The organism is Ktedonospora formicarum, assembly GCF_016587355.1.
GTDB lineage: Bacteria > Chloroflexota > Ktedonobacteria > Ktedonobacterales > Ktedonobacteraceae > Ktedonobacter > Ktedonobacter formicarum.
The window spans coordinates 246,716-266,120 of sequence record NZ_BNJF01000002.1 but is presented as its reverse complement, the minus strand read 5'-3'; the positions used below and the strand labels follow the sequence as shown (position 1 = coordinate 266,120).

The following is a 19,405-nucleotide window of genomic DNA, read 5'->3' as shown; positions in this document are numbered from 1 at the left end:
ATCTCATCTCGGTTCGTGCTATTTTGGACTCGCTTCTTTCGAGGTATTCCTGATCTCAGCTAGAATGTTACGTCCTCTGTATTCCTCGATGTGAGTCTTTGACCATTCTCTGTTGCCAAACACACACAATATCTAGGCGCTGACTCTTCACGGGGTTGGCGAGATCTCCCCCTCGAAGGTTGGCTCCATAGGGAGTTGGCTGTATTTTAGGATGGGCCTTTCCGTTATCCGAAACTTACCCAAATATGGACAAGCCATATTTCGCGTTCGGTTCCTGCTTCAACGAACAACCTGCCTGGATCTACCGGGTCTTACAGGATCTCCACAGGCGTGCATTCCGGTGTAACTCACCGTACGAGGAGTAATTATAGCAGAAATGAGGTACGAACGCAAGAGCAATAGATGTCAACGGAAAGAGCTATTTGTCTGCTCTTCAAGAAACTTGTTTTAACCCCATTTATTCCATGCTCTGACTTTTTATGTGTGGCGTTGTTGAGATCTCCTTAGCCCGTTCGTCTTTATATATGTGCATATCGCCACTAGAGTTCATTTTCCCCTCCATTATTCCCTTTTTGGAGGTCCTCTTATGAATACTCGCCAAATGATTATGCTGGGTATCGTTGCGGTGACTCGGGGAAGCTCGTTCTTGTTTGTTACTCTCGCACTCAAAAGTTTTGGGCCATTTTATATCGTCTTTTTCCAAATCTTCCTGGCAGCACTCGTATTGGGAGGTATCGTTCTCTTGACTGGAGAATGGAGTGCTACTTTCAGGCTGTTGAGACAGGAACTGAGACAAGCGCTTCTCTTTAGCTTGATGCAGGTGGCTATCCCATTTCTCTGTATCACGCTTGGACAACAGATCATTGCTTCAAGCACAGCAGCCATTCTTCTTGCGACAGCCCCTTTGTTTGTAGCTGTTCTCGCGCCCTTGCTCAATCGAAATGAGCGTATGCAATCATCTCAACTCATTGGATTGCTTGTGGGCCTGCTGGGGGTTGCCCTTGTAGTTGGTGCAGGACCCGAAGTTCTTCATGCTCACATTCTCGGAATAGGAGCTATTCTCATAGCTGCTTTCAGTTACGCGCTATCGGGTTTGTTGATGAAGCGATTCTACCTACGAACGTCACCAGTTACCGTAACTTTTCTAAGCAACCTGATAAGTATTCCGTTGTTGTTTCCTTTAATCATCTTTGTTCACCCCTTTGTACGACCGGACGTGATGAACTTGCTCATCATGCTTGTTCTTGGTGTTTTTAACACCGCACTCCCTTTGACTGTTTATGTATACCTTTTACAGGAAATAGGCGCAGGACAGGCTTTGTTGATGACATATCTCAGTCCTGTTATTGCGCTCTTCTTGGCGATCATCTTTCTCCACGAGGAAATTACGGTATGGATGCTATTGGGTTTGGTCTTTGTCCTTGGCGGAATAACGATGGTGGCACGACGATCATCAGCAGTATCTCACCAATAAGAAATGGAGAGCCAAAACTTAGGTAGAGAGGAAAAAACAGTCAATGTGAAGTGTGCTGTACCCTTGAAAAGCTATGTTAGAGCAAAACAGCAAGAGAAAGGAGATGATTGCGATCAGATAATGAGACTGATGCAATCAGTAAGATCATGACAAACTCTATTTTGGACATTATGCAGACATACGACCATGAAAATGTCATTTTGTGTCAAGAGAAAGGCCTGGGAGTACGAGCGATTATTGCTATTCACGATACAACGTTAGGGCCTGCTGCTGGTGGAATGCGTATGTTGCCATACGCGTCTGAACAAGATGCGATTGACGATGCCTTACGCCTTGCTCGAGGAATGACGTATAAGGCTGCAGTAGCTGGCGTCAATCATGGTGGTGGCAAATGTATTGTCATTGGCGATCCACGGCATGATAAAAACGAAGCTCTCTTCTGTCTTCTTGGCCGCTTTATTGAACGTTTGGGAGGCCACTACATAACAGGGGAAGATGTTGGCACAAATGCTTTTGATATGGACATCATTGGTCGGGAAACCAGATATGTTTTCGCTTTACCTTCGGGAGAAGAGGTCTCTGATTTTACAGCTATTGGAGTCATGCAGGGAATACGCGCAAGCTTACAACAAGTCTATGGCAGTGCCGACCTGCAAGGCTGTAGTGTTGCTGTTCAGGGCATAGGTTCTGTAGGGGGGAAGCTCGTCAAACGCCTGATCGAAGCTGGTGCTGTTGTCTCAATTGCGGATATCGATCAAGCGGCGGTAGAACAAGTTGCGAGAGACTTTCCAGAGGTTTCCGTCCTTCCTCCTCAGGAAGTTCATACTCACCCTGTTGATGTTTATTGTCCCTGTGCGTTAGGGGCAATTTTGAGCAGCAGGACGATCCCAGAACTTCAGTGCAAAATTGTATGTGGTGCAGCCAATAATCAGCTTGCCGATGAACAGTGCTCTGATCTCCTTATGCAGCAGGGTATTGTCTATGCTCCTGATTTTGTGGTGAATGCTGGAGGGCTGATCGCATATGCAGATAGTTACACTCCAGAGGGCTTTCAGCGCCAACGAGCGCTCACGAATGTTGAACGCATTTATCATACGCTGGAGAGCATCTTTGCTCTGAGCGGACAACAAAGTATTGCGACTGCTCATGCAGCAGATCTCATTGCCGAACAACGTATTGCTGCAATGCGCCAGGCAAAATCAGCGATGGCTGGTTTGAGTCACATTCGCTAGCCTATAGACGGCATTTCAGTTTAGATGGGCACATGCTATCCACTAGCAGGACTCAACTGTATTCAACGAGCTGATTGCTTATGTAGTAGGTGTATGAGTATGCATACACCGAATAAAAAGAAAAAGAGGATGTAGTATGCCAGCGTACTTTATTGTTGATGTCAAAGAGATAACGGACCCACAGCTGTATGGGGAGTATCGTAAGCAAGTTGATGCAACTCTTGCTCAATATGGCGGTAACTTTCTAGTGCGAGGTGGAGAGTATGAGAATATAGAAGGAGATTGGCAACCACAACGACTTGTTGTGCTACAGTTTGATGACATGGAACATTTCAAGCGCTGGTATTATTCTCCTGAATATAGCAAGGCTCGCCGTATGCGCTTGCAGGCATCCACTGCTAGAGCTGTAGTAATCCAAGGAGTGGAGTAGAAGAAAGAAGGTGAAGTGCCTCGTGGAGCCACTGACCAATACTGTTGAAGAACTTTATCGTCAACATCACAGGGAAATTGTGCGCTTCTTTACCGACCATCTTGCTGATCGTGAAGCAGCCTGGGATCTTTGTCATGACGTGTTTCTGCGGCTCTTACTTGCTTATGCTTCAAAAACACGCATTAGCCATCCTAGAGCATGGCTGATGCGTGTGGCGAAAAACCTATTGATTGATACCTATCGTCATCAGCAGATTGCGCGAGCAATAGAGCTTTCTCCTCAGGCACAAGAGGATGCCTTGCTTATGGGTGATGCGACGACATTCAAGGTACTGCTCGAGCGCAAAGATATGCTGCAAATGATTGTAAATGCGTTTCATGCCTTGCCTGAAAAGTATCGACGCCTCCTCTTCTGGCGAGAAATTGAACGACTACCACTGCAGGAGCTTGTCGTACGTACTGGCACAACTGAGGCAGTTCTCTCGACTGAGCTTTGGAGAGCGCGTAAACTCTTGCAAAAAGAATATCAACGCCTGCGCTTTAAAGACCTGCTTCCCGCCGACGAAGAGATTTTTGAACATCTTGATGCCTTGCTCCATTTTCAAGCGATAGATGCTCCAGAGAACGATTTGAAGCATCTTGAGTCCCATGTGCGCGGCTATTTTGAGCGTATTGCGCCAACCTGGGATACCTATGTTGCAAGTGCCTACGAAGCCGATCTTCAGGAGCGTTTTGGCAAGTTACTCCCCTGGCATCAGGGGATGACTGTACTTGATGCCGGAACTGGAACAGGGTATCTCGCAGGAATTATTGCCCCGCTGGTCGGAAATGTTATTGGGGTAGACTGTTCTCCTGCAATGCTCAAACAAGCTGGAGAGAAGATGGCCCAGGCAGGATTTGAGCATGTTACTTTGCGCGAAGGTATGGGGGAGCAACTTCCGCTTGCAACCGATTCGGTTGATGTGGCGACATGTCATATGCTTTTGCATCATGTAGTGAGTCCGCGCTTGGTTCTGCGTGAACTGTGCCGTGTCGTACGTCCTGGTGGATATATTGTCATCATTGACGCACATACGCATAGCTATCGTTGGACGCCTGAAGCCTTTGGCGACCTTCATTATGGGACTAATCTAAGAAAGCTTCGTCAACATCTTCGGACTTTACATATACCACTGCTGGAAACAGAAGATGCAGGGATTTCTTATTCGGGTCTCTCTATTGGCAATGATGCGACATTTTCGAACTTTCTGCTTGTTGGACAAGTAGGGGAACAGAGCAAGCGCGCACTGACCAGTGAGCAGATCAAATATTGGAAGGACATAGAGTATGGACGTTTATGAGCTCTATCATAGAGATAGTTATCTTCGCGAAATGGATGCAAAAGTGACGCATGTTGAAGAGGACTGGGTTGTGCTGGATAAGACTGTCTTCTATGCACAAAGCGGTGGGCAGCCCTCAGATCATGGAATGCTCTCCTGGTCAAATAGTCAGGCACGTGTTATAGACGTTCGGCGTCGTGAGCAAAAGGTTTGGCATAAGCTCGAGGGACCAATCCCTCAGAAAGGGGAATATGTTCATGGGCAACTTGAATGGGAGCGTCGCTATGCGTTAATGCGCGCTCATACAGCCCTTCATATTCTCTGTGGGGTTATTTGGCGGGATTATCGAGCGCATGTCACCAGCAGCTCCATGTCACCAGGCTTCGCCCGACAAGATTTTGAACTAGAGCGGTTAACGCTTGATTTTGTTGATGAGGTAGAACGGCGCGTGAATACCGAAATTGACGCGAATCGAGAAATCCTTCTACATTTCTTGCCGCGAGATAGGGCCTTTGCTATACCTGATCTCATTCGTACAAAAATAAATTTGCTACCTGAAGGGATTGAGCAAGTGCGCATAGCCGAGATTGTAGGCTTGGATGTGCAAGCCGATGGGGGGACACATGTTGTACGTACTGGAGAGGTGGGCCGTATCCAGGTCATAGGGCACGAAAGCAAAGGGCGCATAAACAAGCGATTACGTCTTGCCATAGAATAAGGAGTGACTAAAGCGAGAGGAACGCTGATGGTTCAATCGCAGGCAGTTTCCCTACCGATCTTATGATCAAAAGTCTATTGTCTTCAAGTCTGTGCTTCGGATTGTGCTGTTGCACTTGTTTACTTTGCTGTTATTGAAGCCATATCCAGTTGGTCAAGCAGATACAGGTGAGATTGAAATTACATAGGTTTACACGTTTCAGCTTCAAATGAGACTGCGTTTGGCTCGAACTGGTTCGTAACATTGAAAGAGAACTTTAGTCAACCTTATTATTATGCAAAAAATGATAGGAGATGTATCAGATGATAGCTCGTTCATGGAGAGGCTGGACCACCCTGGGAAACGCGGACGCTTATGAGCGTCTTCTTCGCGAGAAAGTGCTTCCTGGTCTTCAACAGATTGATGGATATCAAGGAGGATATGTGTTACGCCAGGAAGGAAGCCAGGAGGTTGAATTTGTTGTATTAAATTTCTTTAATTCTTTAGACGCTATTCGCGCATTTGCTGGGAATGATTATACTATTCCAGTCTTTGAGCCAGAAGCAAGAATCCTCCTCTCCAGAGTTGAGCCCATTGCTCACCATTACGAGGTAAAAGTCGCACTCTAGCGAAAGCAGAGCAATAGCCTCAGAGAAATTACGGAAGAGCTTCAATTACCTCGGTGAAAGGAGTTGCGATAGGTCTGTGGCGAGATATGCAGGATACGTTGAAAGTGCAAACGAAACGTCGCTGCTGAACTGAAGCCACAACTGGTAGCAACTCTCTCTCTGTTGTATCACGGAAAGATCACAGAGCCCTCCTCTGTCTCCATACCTTGAAGCATTCATTGGAGGCAAATGGGAATGGCGCAATGAAGCAGAAGGATGGGCGTCGTCAACCACAGGCATTCCGACGACGGGATAAGAAAGGAATTATCATATTCTGTACTGTCTTTTGTGATCTGATTGTGATATTTTTCTGGCATAGAGAGAGACGCTTGTGCGGTTTTTCAGCTACAATAAAGAAACGAAAAAAGCATTTATCATATATAAAGGAAGATCTCGTGACTGCCCTGGAGCAACCATCGTGTCGCTGTTCTTCTTACCAAGAGCAGAACACCTCAAACTCACCATGTCTTGACCTGATCACGCAGGCTCGTCTGGCAGGAAGACAACTGTCCGCAAAGGAAGCAGACGCGCCGAGCGTCGCCGTTCGTCTCCTTGGGCGTCTCTTGCATGTTACAACCTATTCCCAAGGTGCGCTCCTAGTTCCATTTCCAACCTTGACGATGGAGCGGCATGCTCATGCAGTCTTCACGCATTTTCCCGTATTCCCAAGTTCCTCTTCAAAGGAGCCACCATACTGGTGTCTTCTTGCCTCCTGGGCCGTCAGTATCGAGAAGGTGAGAAATGCCCTTGTGCATCTGGATTTCAAGGGGCCGCAGCATCAGGTATTCTCAGAGAGCAAAGGATATGCGTGCTATCAGCTACCTATTGCAGCACCTTCTCAGGTCATGGCAGATGAGCAAGCTTCCAAACTTGAGGCTAACTCTCGTGGTGAAGCCGAAGGGTATGCTCCATATGTGCCATCTCATGCGGTCCTCCTCCTGTTTGAGCAAGCCAGTTCATCAGAGGCAACAGGACGCGCAAGCCATCAGGCACCATTTCAGCCATCGTTGCCTGCCTGCCTTCAAGAAGCAGCGGGCACAGTGCTGATGATGTTGTTTCTGACGCTTTCGAAGGATCCCTCCTCGCAAGTTGACCAGGCGTTCTTCTCAGAGCGAAAGAGGCAACAAGAGGACCTACAAGCCACGCTTAGCCACGAATTGCGAAGTCCACTGGCAGCCATTAAAGGCTATGTAGAAACGTTGCTGCGCCACGAACACCGCCTCCAACCCGAAGAACGTCATGATTTCTTGCTTGCTATTGCTGATGCCAGCACGCGGCTGACTGGTATCATTCAACAGCTCCTCGAATGGTCAGACCTGGAGACAGGTGCTGTGCTGCTGACCTGGAGCCAAGTGAATGTAGCTGCGCTTACGCGTGAGTCGCTGCTAGCAGCCAAGCTTCGTTTTGAACAAGAGGCTCACGCGTCTGTGTCAGAGCACACCTTTTCCTTATCGATCCTTGACGCGTTGGGCCTTCCCACATTGCATGAGCCAGTCATCGAAGCCGATCAGCAGCGATTGCGGGAGGTGCTTGAGCAGGTGCTGCACAATGCGCTCATCTATTCTCCCAAAGGAGGAGCGATTGAGGTCGTCGTGCGTCTGGTGCCATCTGCCGAATGTCAGGCTAAAATAGCAGAGAAGCGTCTATCCAAATGGAGCCGGTCTCATACTTTTACGACATCTTCTGTGCTTGAGATTAGTGTGCGTGATCATGGGATTGGGATCCCCCAGCAGGCCCACGAGCGCATCTTTGACCCCTTTGGCCGCGTCGATATGAGCCTAACCTGCGAAGTCAATGGACTTGGACTGGGGCTCGTCATCAGCCAACGGATTGTCGCGCTGCATCAGGGTGTCATCTGGGTTGAGAGCGAAGTAGGGCAAGGTAGCACATTTCATATCTGGTTACCCTGTAAGAAGGAAGGATTGTAATCTATGCCCACGAAAAAAACGACCATAGTCACCGCCGATGATGATGCCCAACTTTTGCGGCTGATTAAGCGCAACCTGGAATTTGAGGAGTATGAGGTGTTTGCTGCCAGCGATGGGGAGCAAGCTCTCCAACTGGTGGAGGCTCATGCTCCTGACGTGGTGTTGCTCGACGTCATGATGCCTAAGATGGATGGTTTCACAGCTTGTCAACGCATTCGTGAGTTTTCTAGTGTTCCCATCATTATCATTACGGCACGGGGGCAGGATCGCGATAAAGTTCATGGCTTAGATCTGGGCGCAGATGACTATCTCACTAAACCCTTTAGTGTGGAGGAACTCCTGGCCCGTGTTCGTGCCGTCCTCCGTCGCTCGCGCCTCTCCTCTCATGAGCTGAGCCAGGGGATGCGCACGACGGTGACCATCGGGGATCTCACTATTGATTTCACTCAGCATCTAGTGCGGTTGGGACAACGAGAACTGGCTCTCACCCCGATTGAGTATCGCCTGCTGGCTTATCTGGCGCAAAATGTTGATCGCATTGTGACCCATGATCAGTTGTTAGAGCATGTCTGGGGCAACGAATATATTGGTGAGAGCCATATGCTACAAGTTAACATTAACCGGCTGCGCCGCAAAATTGAGCCTGATCCCACACATCCACGCTTGATCCTCACACGAGTTGGGATTGGCTATCAACTCGTCACCCCACCATCCTAAAAGAAAGTATTTTGCCCGAGCACTTAGTAGCCTCATCTTCTTCATTTAAAATACCCAAAGGCGTCTTCTTGTTTGCCTGTTTCATGTAAACAAGCACACACATTGAAGGCGATGACGGAAGATCTTCCATCATCGCTTTCAATGTGTGTGCTGTTCTGAGGCCTGCTCATTAGCACTTTGCTATCTCAAAGCATGGTTTGCCGTTGTCCCACCATCATGGGTTTGTTTTCTGGCAAGAGAACCGGTCCAGGGGGTACCCAGCAACGGGAGCAGGTATCTGTCAAGACCGTAGTAGCCAGCAACCCGCCAGCCCAGGACCAGTAAGAGAGCCAATGCTCCAATAACCGGGTTGATACTCACTGTACCAGCCAAGAGGAAGTTGAGATTCATAAAGACCCCGAAGAAAGCTGCTATTCCAGTCAGCGCGCCAAAGATGAGGCCCAGGCCAATGAGCACTTCCCCAAAGGTGACCATGTAGGCGAAGACGCCTGCGTTTGGCAGAACCACATGTTGCAGAAAGGCAGCATACCAGCCCTGTACCGCTGGATGTGCTCCGCTAGCCTGAGCCAGAGCCCCAGCGACAAAGCCCTGAATGGCGGTCCCGTCATGTCCTCTGAAGACCCAGGCACCACCTTTGGACACTTCGCCAAAGGAATCGAAGGCAATAGAGCGACCTGTCAGTTTCTCGATGCCAGCGGTAATCCATTCATAGCCAACATACAAGCGGACGATGAGCCAGAGCCAGGCCATGCGGGTATCGGCGAAGAGAAATTTTGCCACAGGTGGTTCTGGAATCTGTGTCGAGGCGCGAGGTTGAAGCGTTTGGAAAAGACGCATGATGTTTCCTCCTTGTGAGAAACACAAACGGTATGAGCAATAAGATAAGAACGAAACCTGATTTTTCGGGAGAACATGAAGACTGTATCCCCATCTCATCATTGAGTGGTGTCCAGCGATTCTCATTGCTCTGACAGTCATAAGTATAGAGCCGGGGGCTCACGACAAGATCACAACGCATCGCAGTATGATCACAGCGACATCACAACGAGAGATACGCCTACAATAGTGATTCATGACGGGGCTTGGATTGGAGATCAGAAGCCATATACCAGAGGAATTTAGAAAGACCTTGAGAAATCTCTTTCGTCTCTACCGAATACGGAGTGTTGTATGGTAGTATAGAAAACAGAAGAGAAAGGGAGTGCGAACAGGTGATGAATGTATCCTTTCCACGCTCGATACAGGAAATAGGTTGAAATGTCACGTCTGAGCGGGAGACTACAATTATCCTCAAGAGGCCTTACAGGATGAATCAGGACCATGATGCTTCTTTTCAGCCTCATAGCGATTATAATAACGCATCAAATGCACAGGTGATAAAAGAGAATATGGCAGGCGCTCTTGAGTTGACCACACTGGCAACTTTGCAAGACCTGCTGCATCTCTCCCCTGACGCGTTACTTGTTGTGAACCAGGATGGTACCATCGTGGGAGTCAATGAGCAGATGCTGCGCCTGTTTGGCTATCTTCGAGAGGAGGTGATTAGACAACCACTTGAGTGTCTGCTTCCTCCACGTTTCCGAGCAACCCATATCGCTCACCGATCCGTGTATGCAGCTGCGCCTCGCCTGCGACCAATGGGCGTTGGGCTCAACCTATTCGGGAAGAGGAAAGATGGGAGCGAGTTTCCAGTCGATATCAGCCTCCGTCCGGTGCTTGTTGAAGATAAGGTGCATGTCATTGGTGCAATTCGAGATATGACCATGCAACGCCTCCTGGAGCGGGAACGATTGCAGCAAGCCGAACGCCTCCGTGTCCAGGCTGACCTCATTAACCTTTCACACGATGCCATTTTCGTACGAGATCCTATTAGTCGCATCGTCTCCTGGAACCAGGGAGCACAAGAGCTCTACGGCTGGACGATGCAAGAAGCTTTGGGACGTGTCTCGCATACCCTCTTGCAGACGCGCTTCTCACAGAGCCTGGCGACGATTGAGGAACAGCTTGAACGAGAAGGCTGTTGGGAAGGAGAACTGTCCCATATCTGTCGAGATGGTCGTATTGTGGTCGTTGAGAGTCGACAGGTGCTCATTCGTGATCCACAGGGGACCGTCACCGCCATTCTAGAAATCAACAGGGATATCACCGAGCGCAAACGTGTCGAGCAAGCACAATCGCAGGTCCACGCGACGACTCTCGCCCAACGAGCCTTTCTTCAACATCTGCTAGATCAGCTCCCAAGCAGTATCTCTGTTGTTTATGGCAATGATGCACGCCTGGTCCTTGCCAATCGCGCGTCAACGCTCATCTGGGGAGCATCCTGGCCCTTGGAACAGCCGATGCAGGCATTTCTTGAAACACAGAATATAGCGATTGTGGATCAACAAGGCCAACCATTCCCGCCAGAGAGACGCGCAACCACACGAGCACTCCTGTATGGAGAAACCGTTATTCAGCATCAGGAGGTGATACGCCAACCATCAGGAAAATTACTTCCAATTCTGGTTAACGCCGTCCCGCTCACCTCGGACTCCTGGCAAAACATTGATACCCCAGTGCAGCAGGATGGGCAAGCATGGGAGCAGGAACCACTGGCTCTGGTTCTTCACCAGGATGTCAGCGCTTTAAAAGAGGCTGAATATCTCAAAGATGAGTTTATTGGGATTGCGGCCCATGAATTGCGAACCCCTCTGGCAGTCCTCAAGGCTTCTGTGAGTAGTATGATTGTGCAGACAGCTCGTGGACATGGACCTCAACTCGCTGACTGGCAGCAAGAGATGTTGCAGGATATCGAGCAGGCAACAGATCGCCTTACTGACCTGACAGAAGATCTTCTCGACGTCACGCGCCTGCAAGCAGGTCAGATGGTCTTACAACGCGCACCTACCAATGTGGTATCTCTGACCAAACGTGTGCTCAATCGTTTCTGTCAATCCTCGCCACGGCATCAACTGGAATTACGAACAGCCCAAACCATAATAGAAGCATTCATTGATCCTCGACGAATTGAGCAAGTGCTGACAAATCTGCTCTCCAATGCGATCAAATATAGCCCACAAGGTGGCCCAGTGATTGTGCAAATTGAGGCTCAGACAACATCGCCAATGGTCGAGATTCGCGTACAGGATCCTGGGATGGGGATCCCTCACCATCAGCAAGCTCAAATATTTGGCCGATTTATCCGTGCGGAGAACGCAAAGGCGGCTGGGATTAGTGGCACAGGTCTTGGTCTCTACCTTTGTCGTACTCTGGTTGAGCAACATGGTGGACATCTCTGGTTTGAATCTGAAGAGGGAAAAGGAACCACATTCTTCCTGACTCTTCCAGTCACAATGCCGTCTCACTGAAATTATTACTCTCCTTGAATACAATGACCCATACAACAAAGCTAAACGCCACTTTGTTGTATGGGTCATTGCTCCCCTTTTTGCGTATGCCTTTGCGTGCTTCGTGGTTGATGGAACAAGAAATGGTGTGATCTCGCTGTGATTTGTGGCTTGAGTTTTGAGAGGAAAATGTGTAGGTATCATTCTATAGTTGATAGTAGTAGGGGACATTCATAGATCATCACATTTCCTTTGTTGAACGGTTTTCCGGTACGGTGTTTGTTGCGGATGGTGGAGAGAAGCAGGAATTGTCCTGAGGAAGAAGGAGATACATTCACCAAAAAGGGAGGAATGGCAATGATTCACACGAGAGAAACAACGAGCAATCTTACGTATCCATTGCGCTTCGAGCCAAGCGATATCTTGCTCGATCACACATCGTTGATTCCTCGCCTTCGCGGAATGTCAGGTACTTATGAGGAGCGTATCGCCATCATTGGCTCTGGCCCTGTTGGGCTCAACGCTGCGAATATCCTCACTCAATTGGGATATAGCCATGTGACGCTTTTCGAGGCGCGTTCTGAAGTGGGAGGCATGTTGAACGTGCCAACTCCTTCTTTCGGTTTTCCTCTGCAGGCAAGCAAACATCTGATAGATCTCCTGCTTCGACCCAATATCGAGGTTCGCTTGCGGGTGAAAGTGGAGAATGAACAGGCCTTCGTAGCGATTGTGGAGAACTATGATGCTGTTCTGCTTGCGATTGGAGCGCAACGCAGTATGCATGGGAAGATCCGTGGGGAAAATGCCCTGAAAGGAGTGCTTTCCGCACACGATGTGATCTGTGGGGAAGGCACCGAGGTCCCCAAAAGGGCACTCCAAGGAAATGTCGTTATCATAGGAGGAGGGCGGATGACCTTTGATGCTGCATTTATGGCTCTGGAGGCTGGCGCGTGTGTTGTTCATATCCTCTTCCCAAGTTCCCTGGAGAACCTCTCTCTTCAGGCATGGAAACGAGTGTCTTCTTTACGAAAAGGAGCCCTCCAACTTCATCCCTTTACAATGCCAACTAGCATCCTGGGAACTGAGGAGATGGATGTGTGTGGAGTGCGCTGTCGGCAGACGCGATGGGCTTCTTCTCCAGAAGAAGGTCGCCTCAGCTTTGTTCCGGGACGTGGCTGTCTTTTTACTGCAGATGCAGTGGTGGTGGCAATCGATGAGATTCCTGACATATCCTTCCTTCCACCTACATTAATTATCTCAGGTTCCTATGGCCCGGAGCTTCACCTTCTAGAAGCATGTATGACTTCGCTTCCAAATGTCTTTGCTGCGGGCGATGTAGTAGCGAATATGATTTCGCTACACGAAGCTCTCGTACAAGGGAGGGAGGCCGCAAATCGGATCCATGCCTACTTACGGCAAAAAACAAAGGCACAGTTCTGATAACACTTCTTGAGACGTGAACAATGTGTAACATAGCATTGTGGTAGTACCACAGCCAAATGCGACATTTATCGTTCCTCTGACAACTTTGTACACTGATGGAATGATGCCCTGGTTGAAAAAGGAGCACAATTATGTTTCATCATATTCTCGTTCCACTTGATGGCTCAAAACGTTCTGAAGAAGCCCTTCCTTTGGCGGCACGGCTGGCTCGTTCAACAGGTGCATCTTTGCTTCTGCTGCGTGTCATCCCCTCTGAGCGCGTCTATATAAGCCTCTATCCCAGTGTTCCTGGCCACATGGCTGAACAAATACGGCGATCCTTTCTTGAAGGTGCTCAGGAGTATCTAGAACATGTGGTTGCCAAGACACATCTGGATGATATCCCTGTGATGCTCGACGCGAAGATTGGCATTCCAGGAAATATGATTGTCCAGGTCGCGCGAGAGCAGCTTATTGATCTCGTTGTTATGCGTAGTCACGGATACACAAGAGTTGCACGCTTTTTCTTCGGGAGCGTCGCGCAGCATGTGGTCCGCCATAGCACTGTTCCTGTACTTGTGATCCGTGATAGTGCATCCACTGAGATATTACAGGTTAAGAGGCTGGCATCTATTCCTCGTCTTGTCGTAACGCTAGATGGATCTTCATTCGCTGAGGAGGCACTTGTACCGGCAGCACAGCTTGCTGCTGCTCTTGCGAGTCCGCGCCAGGGGCGAGTACATCTGCTCTGTATCGTTAGTCAAAGCACACCCCATGAAAAGGAGAACACGGCGCAAAGTATTCAACATGATGCTCCCACGTGTGCCAAAGCCGCTGCGTATCTTGCCTCTATTGAAGAACGTTTCCGTACTGGTGACCTGGCAGCCTATGCACTTTCGGTTACCTCTTCATTCTCGACCTATCTGCGAGAAAAGGCGATCTGGCAGAAGATCGTTGAAATTGGTACATCCGGAGAAGATGAAGGCGGGCAGGCAGGAAATAACATTTTTGCCATGACTACTCATGGGAGAACTGGGCTGCAACGTTTGCACTTCGGAAGTATCACCGAGCACGTTCTCGATGCAACTCCATCTCCTTTGCTCGTTGTTCATGCGCATCTTCCAGTTCCTTCCATGCATGGCGCACAAGACCAAAGTAAGTCAACGGCTGAGATGCCCCGTGGATGGTATGAGGATTATCACCTATAACATCTTTTATGGAGGGGAGGAAAGGATTCCATTGATCACGCAGATTTTGCGTGGCCAGAATTCTGATTTGGTAGCCCTTCAAGAAGCCAATGACCGAAGCAATGCCGAGAAATTAGCTGCCGCGCTGAATATGCACCTGATTTTTGGCGAGTCCGACAACACATTCCATTTGGTTGGTGATCTGGTTGCTTGGGTTCCGCCTTGCGCAACATTTCTTGGCGCACCAGGTGTGTCCTTAGCTTGCTGATTGACCCAGGTTGTGCAACCACATAAGCAGTTGAGGCGTGGGACGTGCGCTTTCCATAGGAAGACGCATGTCCCACACTCCGTGCTCATACTTACTGCCTGCTGTTGACTTGGTTGATCATGTTACCTTCGCAGCACCTGATTGTGGTGGTGACCATGATGTAGTCTCCCAGACCATCAGTGAACTGCTGCTGCGTCCGTACCCTGGCACGAGGAATGGTTACCCTGATCGCACGGTTCACAAACCATATTATAACCCCCTCTTGTCGGTGAAGGATCTATCGACGATGACCCTTCCAGTTGGGAAGGCTAATTGTTCAGCCTACAAGGCTTGCTTGACACGGTGAATTTGCGTCAAACGACCCTTCGTAGCCTGACATCCGCAAGATTGTAGAGTGCAAGGCCAAGATCCATTAAGCAGATGCTTGGCGGTCTCCCTCTTCTGCCACGCCTTGAGCAGACGATGCGATAGCGAATGGGTATTCAGCAGATCACCACGCGAACACTTGTAGCAGAAGGAGACATAACTTGATGGATTTTTATTGTCGAGAATGGGTAGCCCAATATGCTTGTGCATCTGCATTAGTTTACCTTGCCCACTTGTTCCACAGTTGTCGTTCTGTGAACTCCGCAGCCTGCTCGTTTTTGAGCTTGTCCCTTTCGGCTATGAAATCGCAGCCACATCAGGGTTGATCTCTAGCCGGTCTCAAGCACTTTAGTTTCCTCGTGCATGAATTCGGAGTAGAATCCTTCGATTTTCTTAGCTTTTGCTAGTCTCCTTTTTCTTAAATGCTTCTTGCAGCATGAATTTTAGCATGCTAGGCTGTTCGGAGAATGTTGCGACTGCGATAACTTTGCGTACAAATTGATCAGTGGTGAGTTGTTTAAGCATACAATCAGCCAAATCGGCTCTGGAGGTAAATTGGCGGCGTATGTGATCTTCCTCTATCCGATAGTCAGTAATGGCCTCCGTCTCGAAGAGACCCGAGGGCCGAACAATTGTCCATTCAAGATCGCTCTTCATTAACAACTTTTCCATCTGTTTCATATCATCATAGGTTGTCTTCCCAATCGTCGACATCACTATTGGTTGTAGAATCTTATCAAAGATGAAACCAGCCCCAGTATCGTGGTTGGCGCCTGCGGCGCTTGAAGTGACGCAGATCACACGACTCACACCAGCGCTCTTCATCGCCTGTATAATGTTTTCCATGCCGCGCGAATAGATCGTGATGGGCTTGCGGCTAAAGGGAATGCCAAGAGTAGAGAGAATGGCACCTTGTCCGGCAACCGCTTGTTCGACCAGGGGAAGATCGAAAACGTCTCCTCCAATGACCCGCAATCGGCCATCTTTCAGTGGGAAGGTTTCCGGGTGGCGGGTAACAGCCACCACATGATGCTCTGCATCCAGAGCCTGCTGTGTCAATAATTTACCCGTTGCGCCATTCGCTCCAAAGATGACTATTTTCATGCTATTTCCTTTATGTTTACTTTGTCTCCATTGGTAGAGAACTTCCTTTTTGATGGGTAGAGACGTTTGAACATGACCATTCCATGTGATCATCACTAAGATAGAGGGCAAAAGGAGCTACTTTGGGACAACGTTCTTCTTGATGTAACAACTATTTGATTGCTATCATTGTGCTATTTTGCATTAAATGCAGGAAATACTAAAAATTATATAAATATTTTATTGTTGATGTCTATCAAATGATTGCGCACATAATACACAGCTTTTGCCAATTGCTATATCGATGAGGTATTTAACAAATCTGTTGTGCAATTTGTGAGTAATTGAATTGGAAAGGGGCCGGAAGATCTTCCTGAGCAGGATGTTGTTTAGGCTAGCTTCTCTCTTACCTCAGGAGATGTTCATGCCTGATTACCAAATTCAGGCGCATCTCCGTTTCGGAAAATGCATAATATCTATTACTCGTGGGTACTTTGTGTCCCTTTGCATGCAGATACACAACTAAATTGTGCAGGATCTTCTCTAGAATCGATTGATCGAGGTTTGTGCTTCAGTTACTGAAAGCTCTCCGTGCTCAAGCAACGGAGGTTCCAGGGGTTCGGCCCACGCTTCCTGTTCTTCTCGCCAAAGGAGAAGAGCAGGCTCTAGTGGTGGTTTCCCTGAACTTTCGGGCAGACGCGCTCTGGCTCGAGTCAGACCCAAGCTTCGGGGCAAGACCTGCCCCTCTCTCGCACGTTGGATGAGACACTCGTGTGCTGCCCGCAGGCGCGCCTCCGCACCTTCCCAATACGCCTGGTATTGGGCACACGAGGGGATGGGATCTACTGGATCAAGGTAGGCGGCAAGAAACGCGGAATAGAGATCGCGTTGGATGGGACCCACGCCGCAGGCACACTGATGCCAGCGCTGGGAGAGGGGCTTCTTGACCTTTGTGCCACAGCCATGACACCACTGACTCAATGCCGTGGTGCGTGTGGGAACTTCTACCAGGGTGCCGCCCGTGCTTGCAACCCCCAAAGGGGGCACGGCGGTGCGGTAGGATAGGCCGCCAGCGAGGTACTGGCTCACGCCAGCCCTTTTCCAACGGCCCTCCCCCGAACCATGGCATGCACGATTTCCATGCACCAGGCTCTCCAGAGGCCTGCGTCTTTTCAACGCAACTCCCACGATGGTCTGCTGACACATCCGTGCCAACCATCGCTTCTTGAGTCTGGCCTCCTGTGGCGCTTCACTTTGTCACAAGATGACTCGCTACTACCGCCACTCCGTCGCCTTGATCCTCGCGGATGGTAGGCGATCCCCAAGTTACACCTGATCTTCGCTCCGTCTGTAGGCACCCCGTTCGTCGTTTCCCGTTCCCTACGGGCTGGTCCTGATGCAGGCGAGCACAACGCTTGAGACGTTCATTGTGCTCATCAGGCATGGGCAATTCTACCAATCCCATCGGACGCATGAATTCCACCACGACTAGGGTTCAAGCCATCAAGCCTTTGCCTTGGACGGCCTCGCTGCCTCTCGTCTGGCTCTTGGTAGTAGAGCTTCAAGAGACGTTTCAGCAACCATGCTACAGTCCCCCCATACCTTTCGGCTGGAAGTAAGGTGCCGCGTTACTCACCTCGCCTGAGTGAGGTCGTGCTCTCGCACGACAGAAGATCAGACGCCTCTTTGGGCGCACTCTCAACCATGCTACAAACATCCCTGGAGCTCGCAGTCCCACACTTGTGCCAAATTGCCTCTGCCATGCCTTGTAGGAAATCTTTTCCAGGATGATGGTGTTACCCAGCGCAAGCACCTCATGCACTTTGCGTCCATGCAGGCTCTTACGATGCGCCACCAACTTGCGCTCTTTGCTCGCCTTGCGTCGCCTCGTCGCCTGGTAGCGCTTGCTCTGCTTCCACCGCCGCTTCTTGGTCCCTTGCTTCTTGAGACGCCCCTTCTCGTCGTAGTGCTCTGGATTCGCTACTCGCCTTTGCCGATCCATCTGCCGCTGCAAGCGACGAATGGCTCTCTCGTCAGGTGCAAGTTCGACGCACAACACTTCCAGGCTGGCTTCCCCTTCCTGGGGAACGAGCGCCAGAGTCGAGGGACCCAGGTCAGCGCCAACGATCCCTTGCCCAACCGTGTGCTTCGCTTTGCGGTGAGGCATACCCTCTAAGGCGAGCTGCACACAGTAGCGATCCCCTTCTGCATCGGCGCCTGCCGCTCTCTTGCTGCTGGCAGGACGCTGGAGGAGGCGAGCGTACTTGATGCGATGTCTCAGGCCATGACACACCACCTCATCCTGCCAATCAATACGGGCTGGGAGACGATCCCCGTTCCAGAGCAGGAACCCTGCGTTTCCCTTCTCGGGTGGCTGCAGGACAAAGCGCAGACCGGTGTCATGGCGCTTGTTCTCGATGCTGCAGAAGCCTCGCCCTCGGCTCTTGAAACGCACGCGTTTGGCCTTGCCCAGGCAGACGCGGTTGAGGGCACGGTAGGCGCGGGTGGCCAGCGTTTGGGCGAGCACTGCCTCGATGTGTTCAGCAATCCATCCCACGCGCAAGCTTTTGATTGCTTCATGCAATGCCGCCTCGGTAAACCCATACTGCGTGCGCAAGGCAGAGAAGGCTGCTGCTCGTTGAGCCTTCTGCGTGCGAGGAAGCTCGCGAGCCGCTTGCCAGGCAGCGTCAGCACGCATGCGGCGCAGGCGTTTCTGTCCCTGGGAGAGGATGGCATTGTAGAGGTGACGAGCGGCTTCCAGGTGAGCGCGGAGGCGAGTGGCTTGTCCTGGATCAACGGCGAGGGGTAATTCGAGCAGAAAGGTTGGCGTTGACGATCGCTTCTCCTTGGGAGGTGGTGGCTTCTGCTGTCTCTGGCGTGGTCCAGGCATGTCGGCTCCTTCTCTCCATTCCCGCTGATGCGTCGTGCTGATCTCCCTATTCTACCAGAACGAGGAGAAGAACACAAGTTCCATTGCAGGACACACGCGGCGCTGTTCCATTCGCGCACGAGAGCGGATGTGGCGATTCATCCCTGGCATTAATGACTGATTCTTACCCACATCTTTTTGGAGGGGCTTCGCAAGCCAATCACGCTCCATGTGTTTGTGGAACACTCAACAGAGGAGTTGGCCTCCTGAGCTGCTCCACCGAACCTGAGTGGAAGATGTGGGTAAAAGACAGGCATTAATGACCAGGGCTTTCTCGCCATCTTCTCTGTAAACGATCTTTTGCCCTTTTTGATGATTTGCTGAGAAGTTTGCGGAAAATGAATCAGTATTCATGTCTTA

Annotated in this window: 15 protein-coding genes and 2 pseudogenes; 12 read left to right on the top strand and 5 right to left on the bottom strand. The window is 50.0% G+C overall.

Translation table 11 applies throughout. From position 1 onward, the window contains the following. Window positions 1-586: 586 nt before the first annotated feature. The 8 genes from K3T82_RS20235 (at window position 587) to K3T82_RS20200 (ending at window position 8,464) form a co-directional block, all read left to right on the top strand. Window positions 587-1,474 carry a DMT family transporter gene (locus tag K3T82_RS20235; protein ID WP_220195360.1) on the top strand — a complete coding sequence of 296 codons (888 nt, stop codon included), beginning with the start codon at window positions 587-589 and terminating at the stop codon, window positions 1,472-1,474. 146 nt (window positions 1,475-1,620) lie between these two features. Then, a complete protein-coding gene (locus K3T82_RS20230; protein WP_420799328.1) occupies window positions 1,621-2,706 on the top strand; it encodes a Glu/Leu/Phe/Val family dehydrogenase in 1,086 nt (361 codons plus the stop codon). Between the two features lie 136 nt (window positions 2,707-2,842). Continuing rightward, window positions 2,843-3,136, top strand: a complete 294-nt coding sequence (locus K3T82_RS20225) for a DUF1330 domain-containing protein (RefSeq protein ID WP_220195359.1) — start codon at window positions 2,843-2,845, stop codon at window positions 3,134-3,136. Window positions 3,137-3,158: 22 nt separating this feature from the next. Further along, the gene (locus K3T82_RS20220) at window positions 3,159-4,475 is read left to right on the top strand and encodes a sigma-70 family RNA polymerase sigma factor (RefSeq protein ID WP_220195358.1); all 1,317 of its coding nucleotides are present in this window, start codon (window positions 3,159-3,161) and stop codon (window positions 4,473-4,475) included. Then, window positions 4,462-5,172, top strand: coding sequence for an alanyl-tRNA editing protein (locus K3T82_RS20215; RefSeq protein ID WP_220195357.1), 711 nt, complete (start codon window positions 4,462-4,464; stop codon window positions 5,170-5,172). Before K3T82_RS20220 ends, K3T82_RS20215 begins: the two co-directional genes overlap by 14 nt. Before the next feature lie 302 nt (window positions 5,173-5,474). After that, complete coding sequence (locus K3T82_RS20210) at window positions 5,475-5,780, top strand: antibiotic biosynthesis monooxygenase family protein (protein ID WP_220195356.1); 306 nt, start codon at window positions 5,475-5,477, stop codon at window positions 5,778-5,780. Between the two features lie 434 nt (window positions 5,781-6,214). Further along, window positions 6,215-7,747, top strand: a complete 1,533-nt coding sequence (locus K3T82_RS20205; protein ID WP_220195355.1) for a sensor histidine kinase — start codon at window positions 6,215-6,217, stop codon at window positions 7,745-7,747. A 3-nt stretch (window positions 7,748-7,750) separates the two neighbouring features. Further along, window positions 7,751-8,464, top strand: a complete 714-nt coding sequence (locus tag K3T82_RS20200) for a response regulator transcription factor (RefSeq protein ID WP_220195354.1) — start codon at window positions 7,751-7,753, stop codon at window positions 8,462-8,464. A gap of 180 nt (window positions 8,465-8,644) precedes the next feature. Here K3T82_RS20200 and K3T82_RS20195 read toward each other — a convergent pair whose 3' ends face one another. Then, window positions 8,645-9,301, bottom strand: a complete 657-nt coding sequence (locus K3T82_RS20195) for a DoxX family protein (RefSeq protein ID WP_220195353.1) — start codon at window positions 9,299-9,301, stop codon at window positions 8,645-8,647. A 470-nt stretch (window positions 9,302-9,771) separates the two neighbouring features. Between K3T82_RS20195 and K3T82_RS20190 the strand changes: the two genes are divergently transcribed. From K3T82_RS20190 to K3T82_RS20175, 4 genes are all read left to right on the top strand, one after another. Further along, complete coding sequence (locus K3T82_RS20190; RefSeq protein WP_220195352.1) at window positions 9,772-11,811, top strand: PAS domain-containing sensor histidine kinase; 2,040 nt, start codon at window positions 9,772-9,774, stop codon at window positions 11,809-11,811. A gap of 336 nt (window positions 11,812-12,147) precedes the next feature. Then, window positions 12,148-13,230, top strand: coding sequence for an FAD-dependent oxidoreductase (locus K3T82_RS20185; protein ID WP_220195351.1), 1,083 nt, complete (start codon window positions 12,148-12,150; stop codon window positions 13,228-13,230). A 134-nt stretch (window positions 13,231-13,364) separates the two neighbouring features. Continuing rightward, the gene (locus K3T82_RS20180) at window positions 13,365-14,420 is read left to right on the top strand and encodes a universal stress protein (protein ID WP_220195350.1); all 1,056 of its coding nucleotides are present in this window, start codon (window positions 13,365-13,367) and stop codon (window positions 14,418-14,420) included. A gap of 31 nt (window positions 14,421-14,451) precedes the next feature. Further along, window positions 14,452-14,667 (top strand): hypothetical protein, encoded by a 216-nt coding sequence (locus K3T82_RS20175; RefSeq protein ID WP_220195349.1) that lies wholly within the window; start codon window positions 14,452-14,454, stop codon window positions 14,665-14,667. A gap of 759 nt (window positions 14,668-15,426) precedes the next feature. Here the strand turns inward: K3T82_RS20175 and K3T82_RS20170 are convergent. From K3T82_RS20170 to K3T82_RS20155, 4 genes and pseudogenes are all read right to left on the bottom strand, one after another. Beyond that, window positions 15,427-16,137, bottom strand: coding sequence for an NAD(P)-dependent oxidoreductase (locus K3T82_RS20170; RefSeq protein WP_220195348.1), 711 nt, complete (start codon window positions 16,135-16,137; stop codon window positions 15,427-15,429). A gap of 522 nt (window positions 16,138-16,659) precedes the next feature. Next, window positions 16,660-17,148: pseudogene (locus tag K3T82_RS20165) on the bottom strand (AAA family ATPase); the annotation flags it as partial. A 217-nt stretch (window positions 17,149-17,365) separates the two neighbouring features. Continuing rightward, the gene (locus K3T82_RS20160) at window positions 17,366-17,581 is read right to left on the bottom strand and encodes a hypothetical protein (RefSeq protein WP_220195347.1); all 216 of its coding nucleotides are present in this window, start codon (window positions 17,579-17,581) and stop codon (window positions 17,366-17,368) included. A gap of 231 nt (window positions 17,582-17,812) precedes the next feature. Beyond that, window positions 17,813-19,006, bottom strand: a pseudogene (locus K3T82_RS20155) (nuclease/transposase family protein); the annotation flags it as partial. Window positions 19,007-19,405 lie beyond the last annotated feature (399 nt).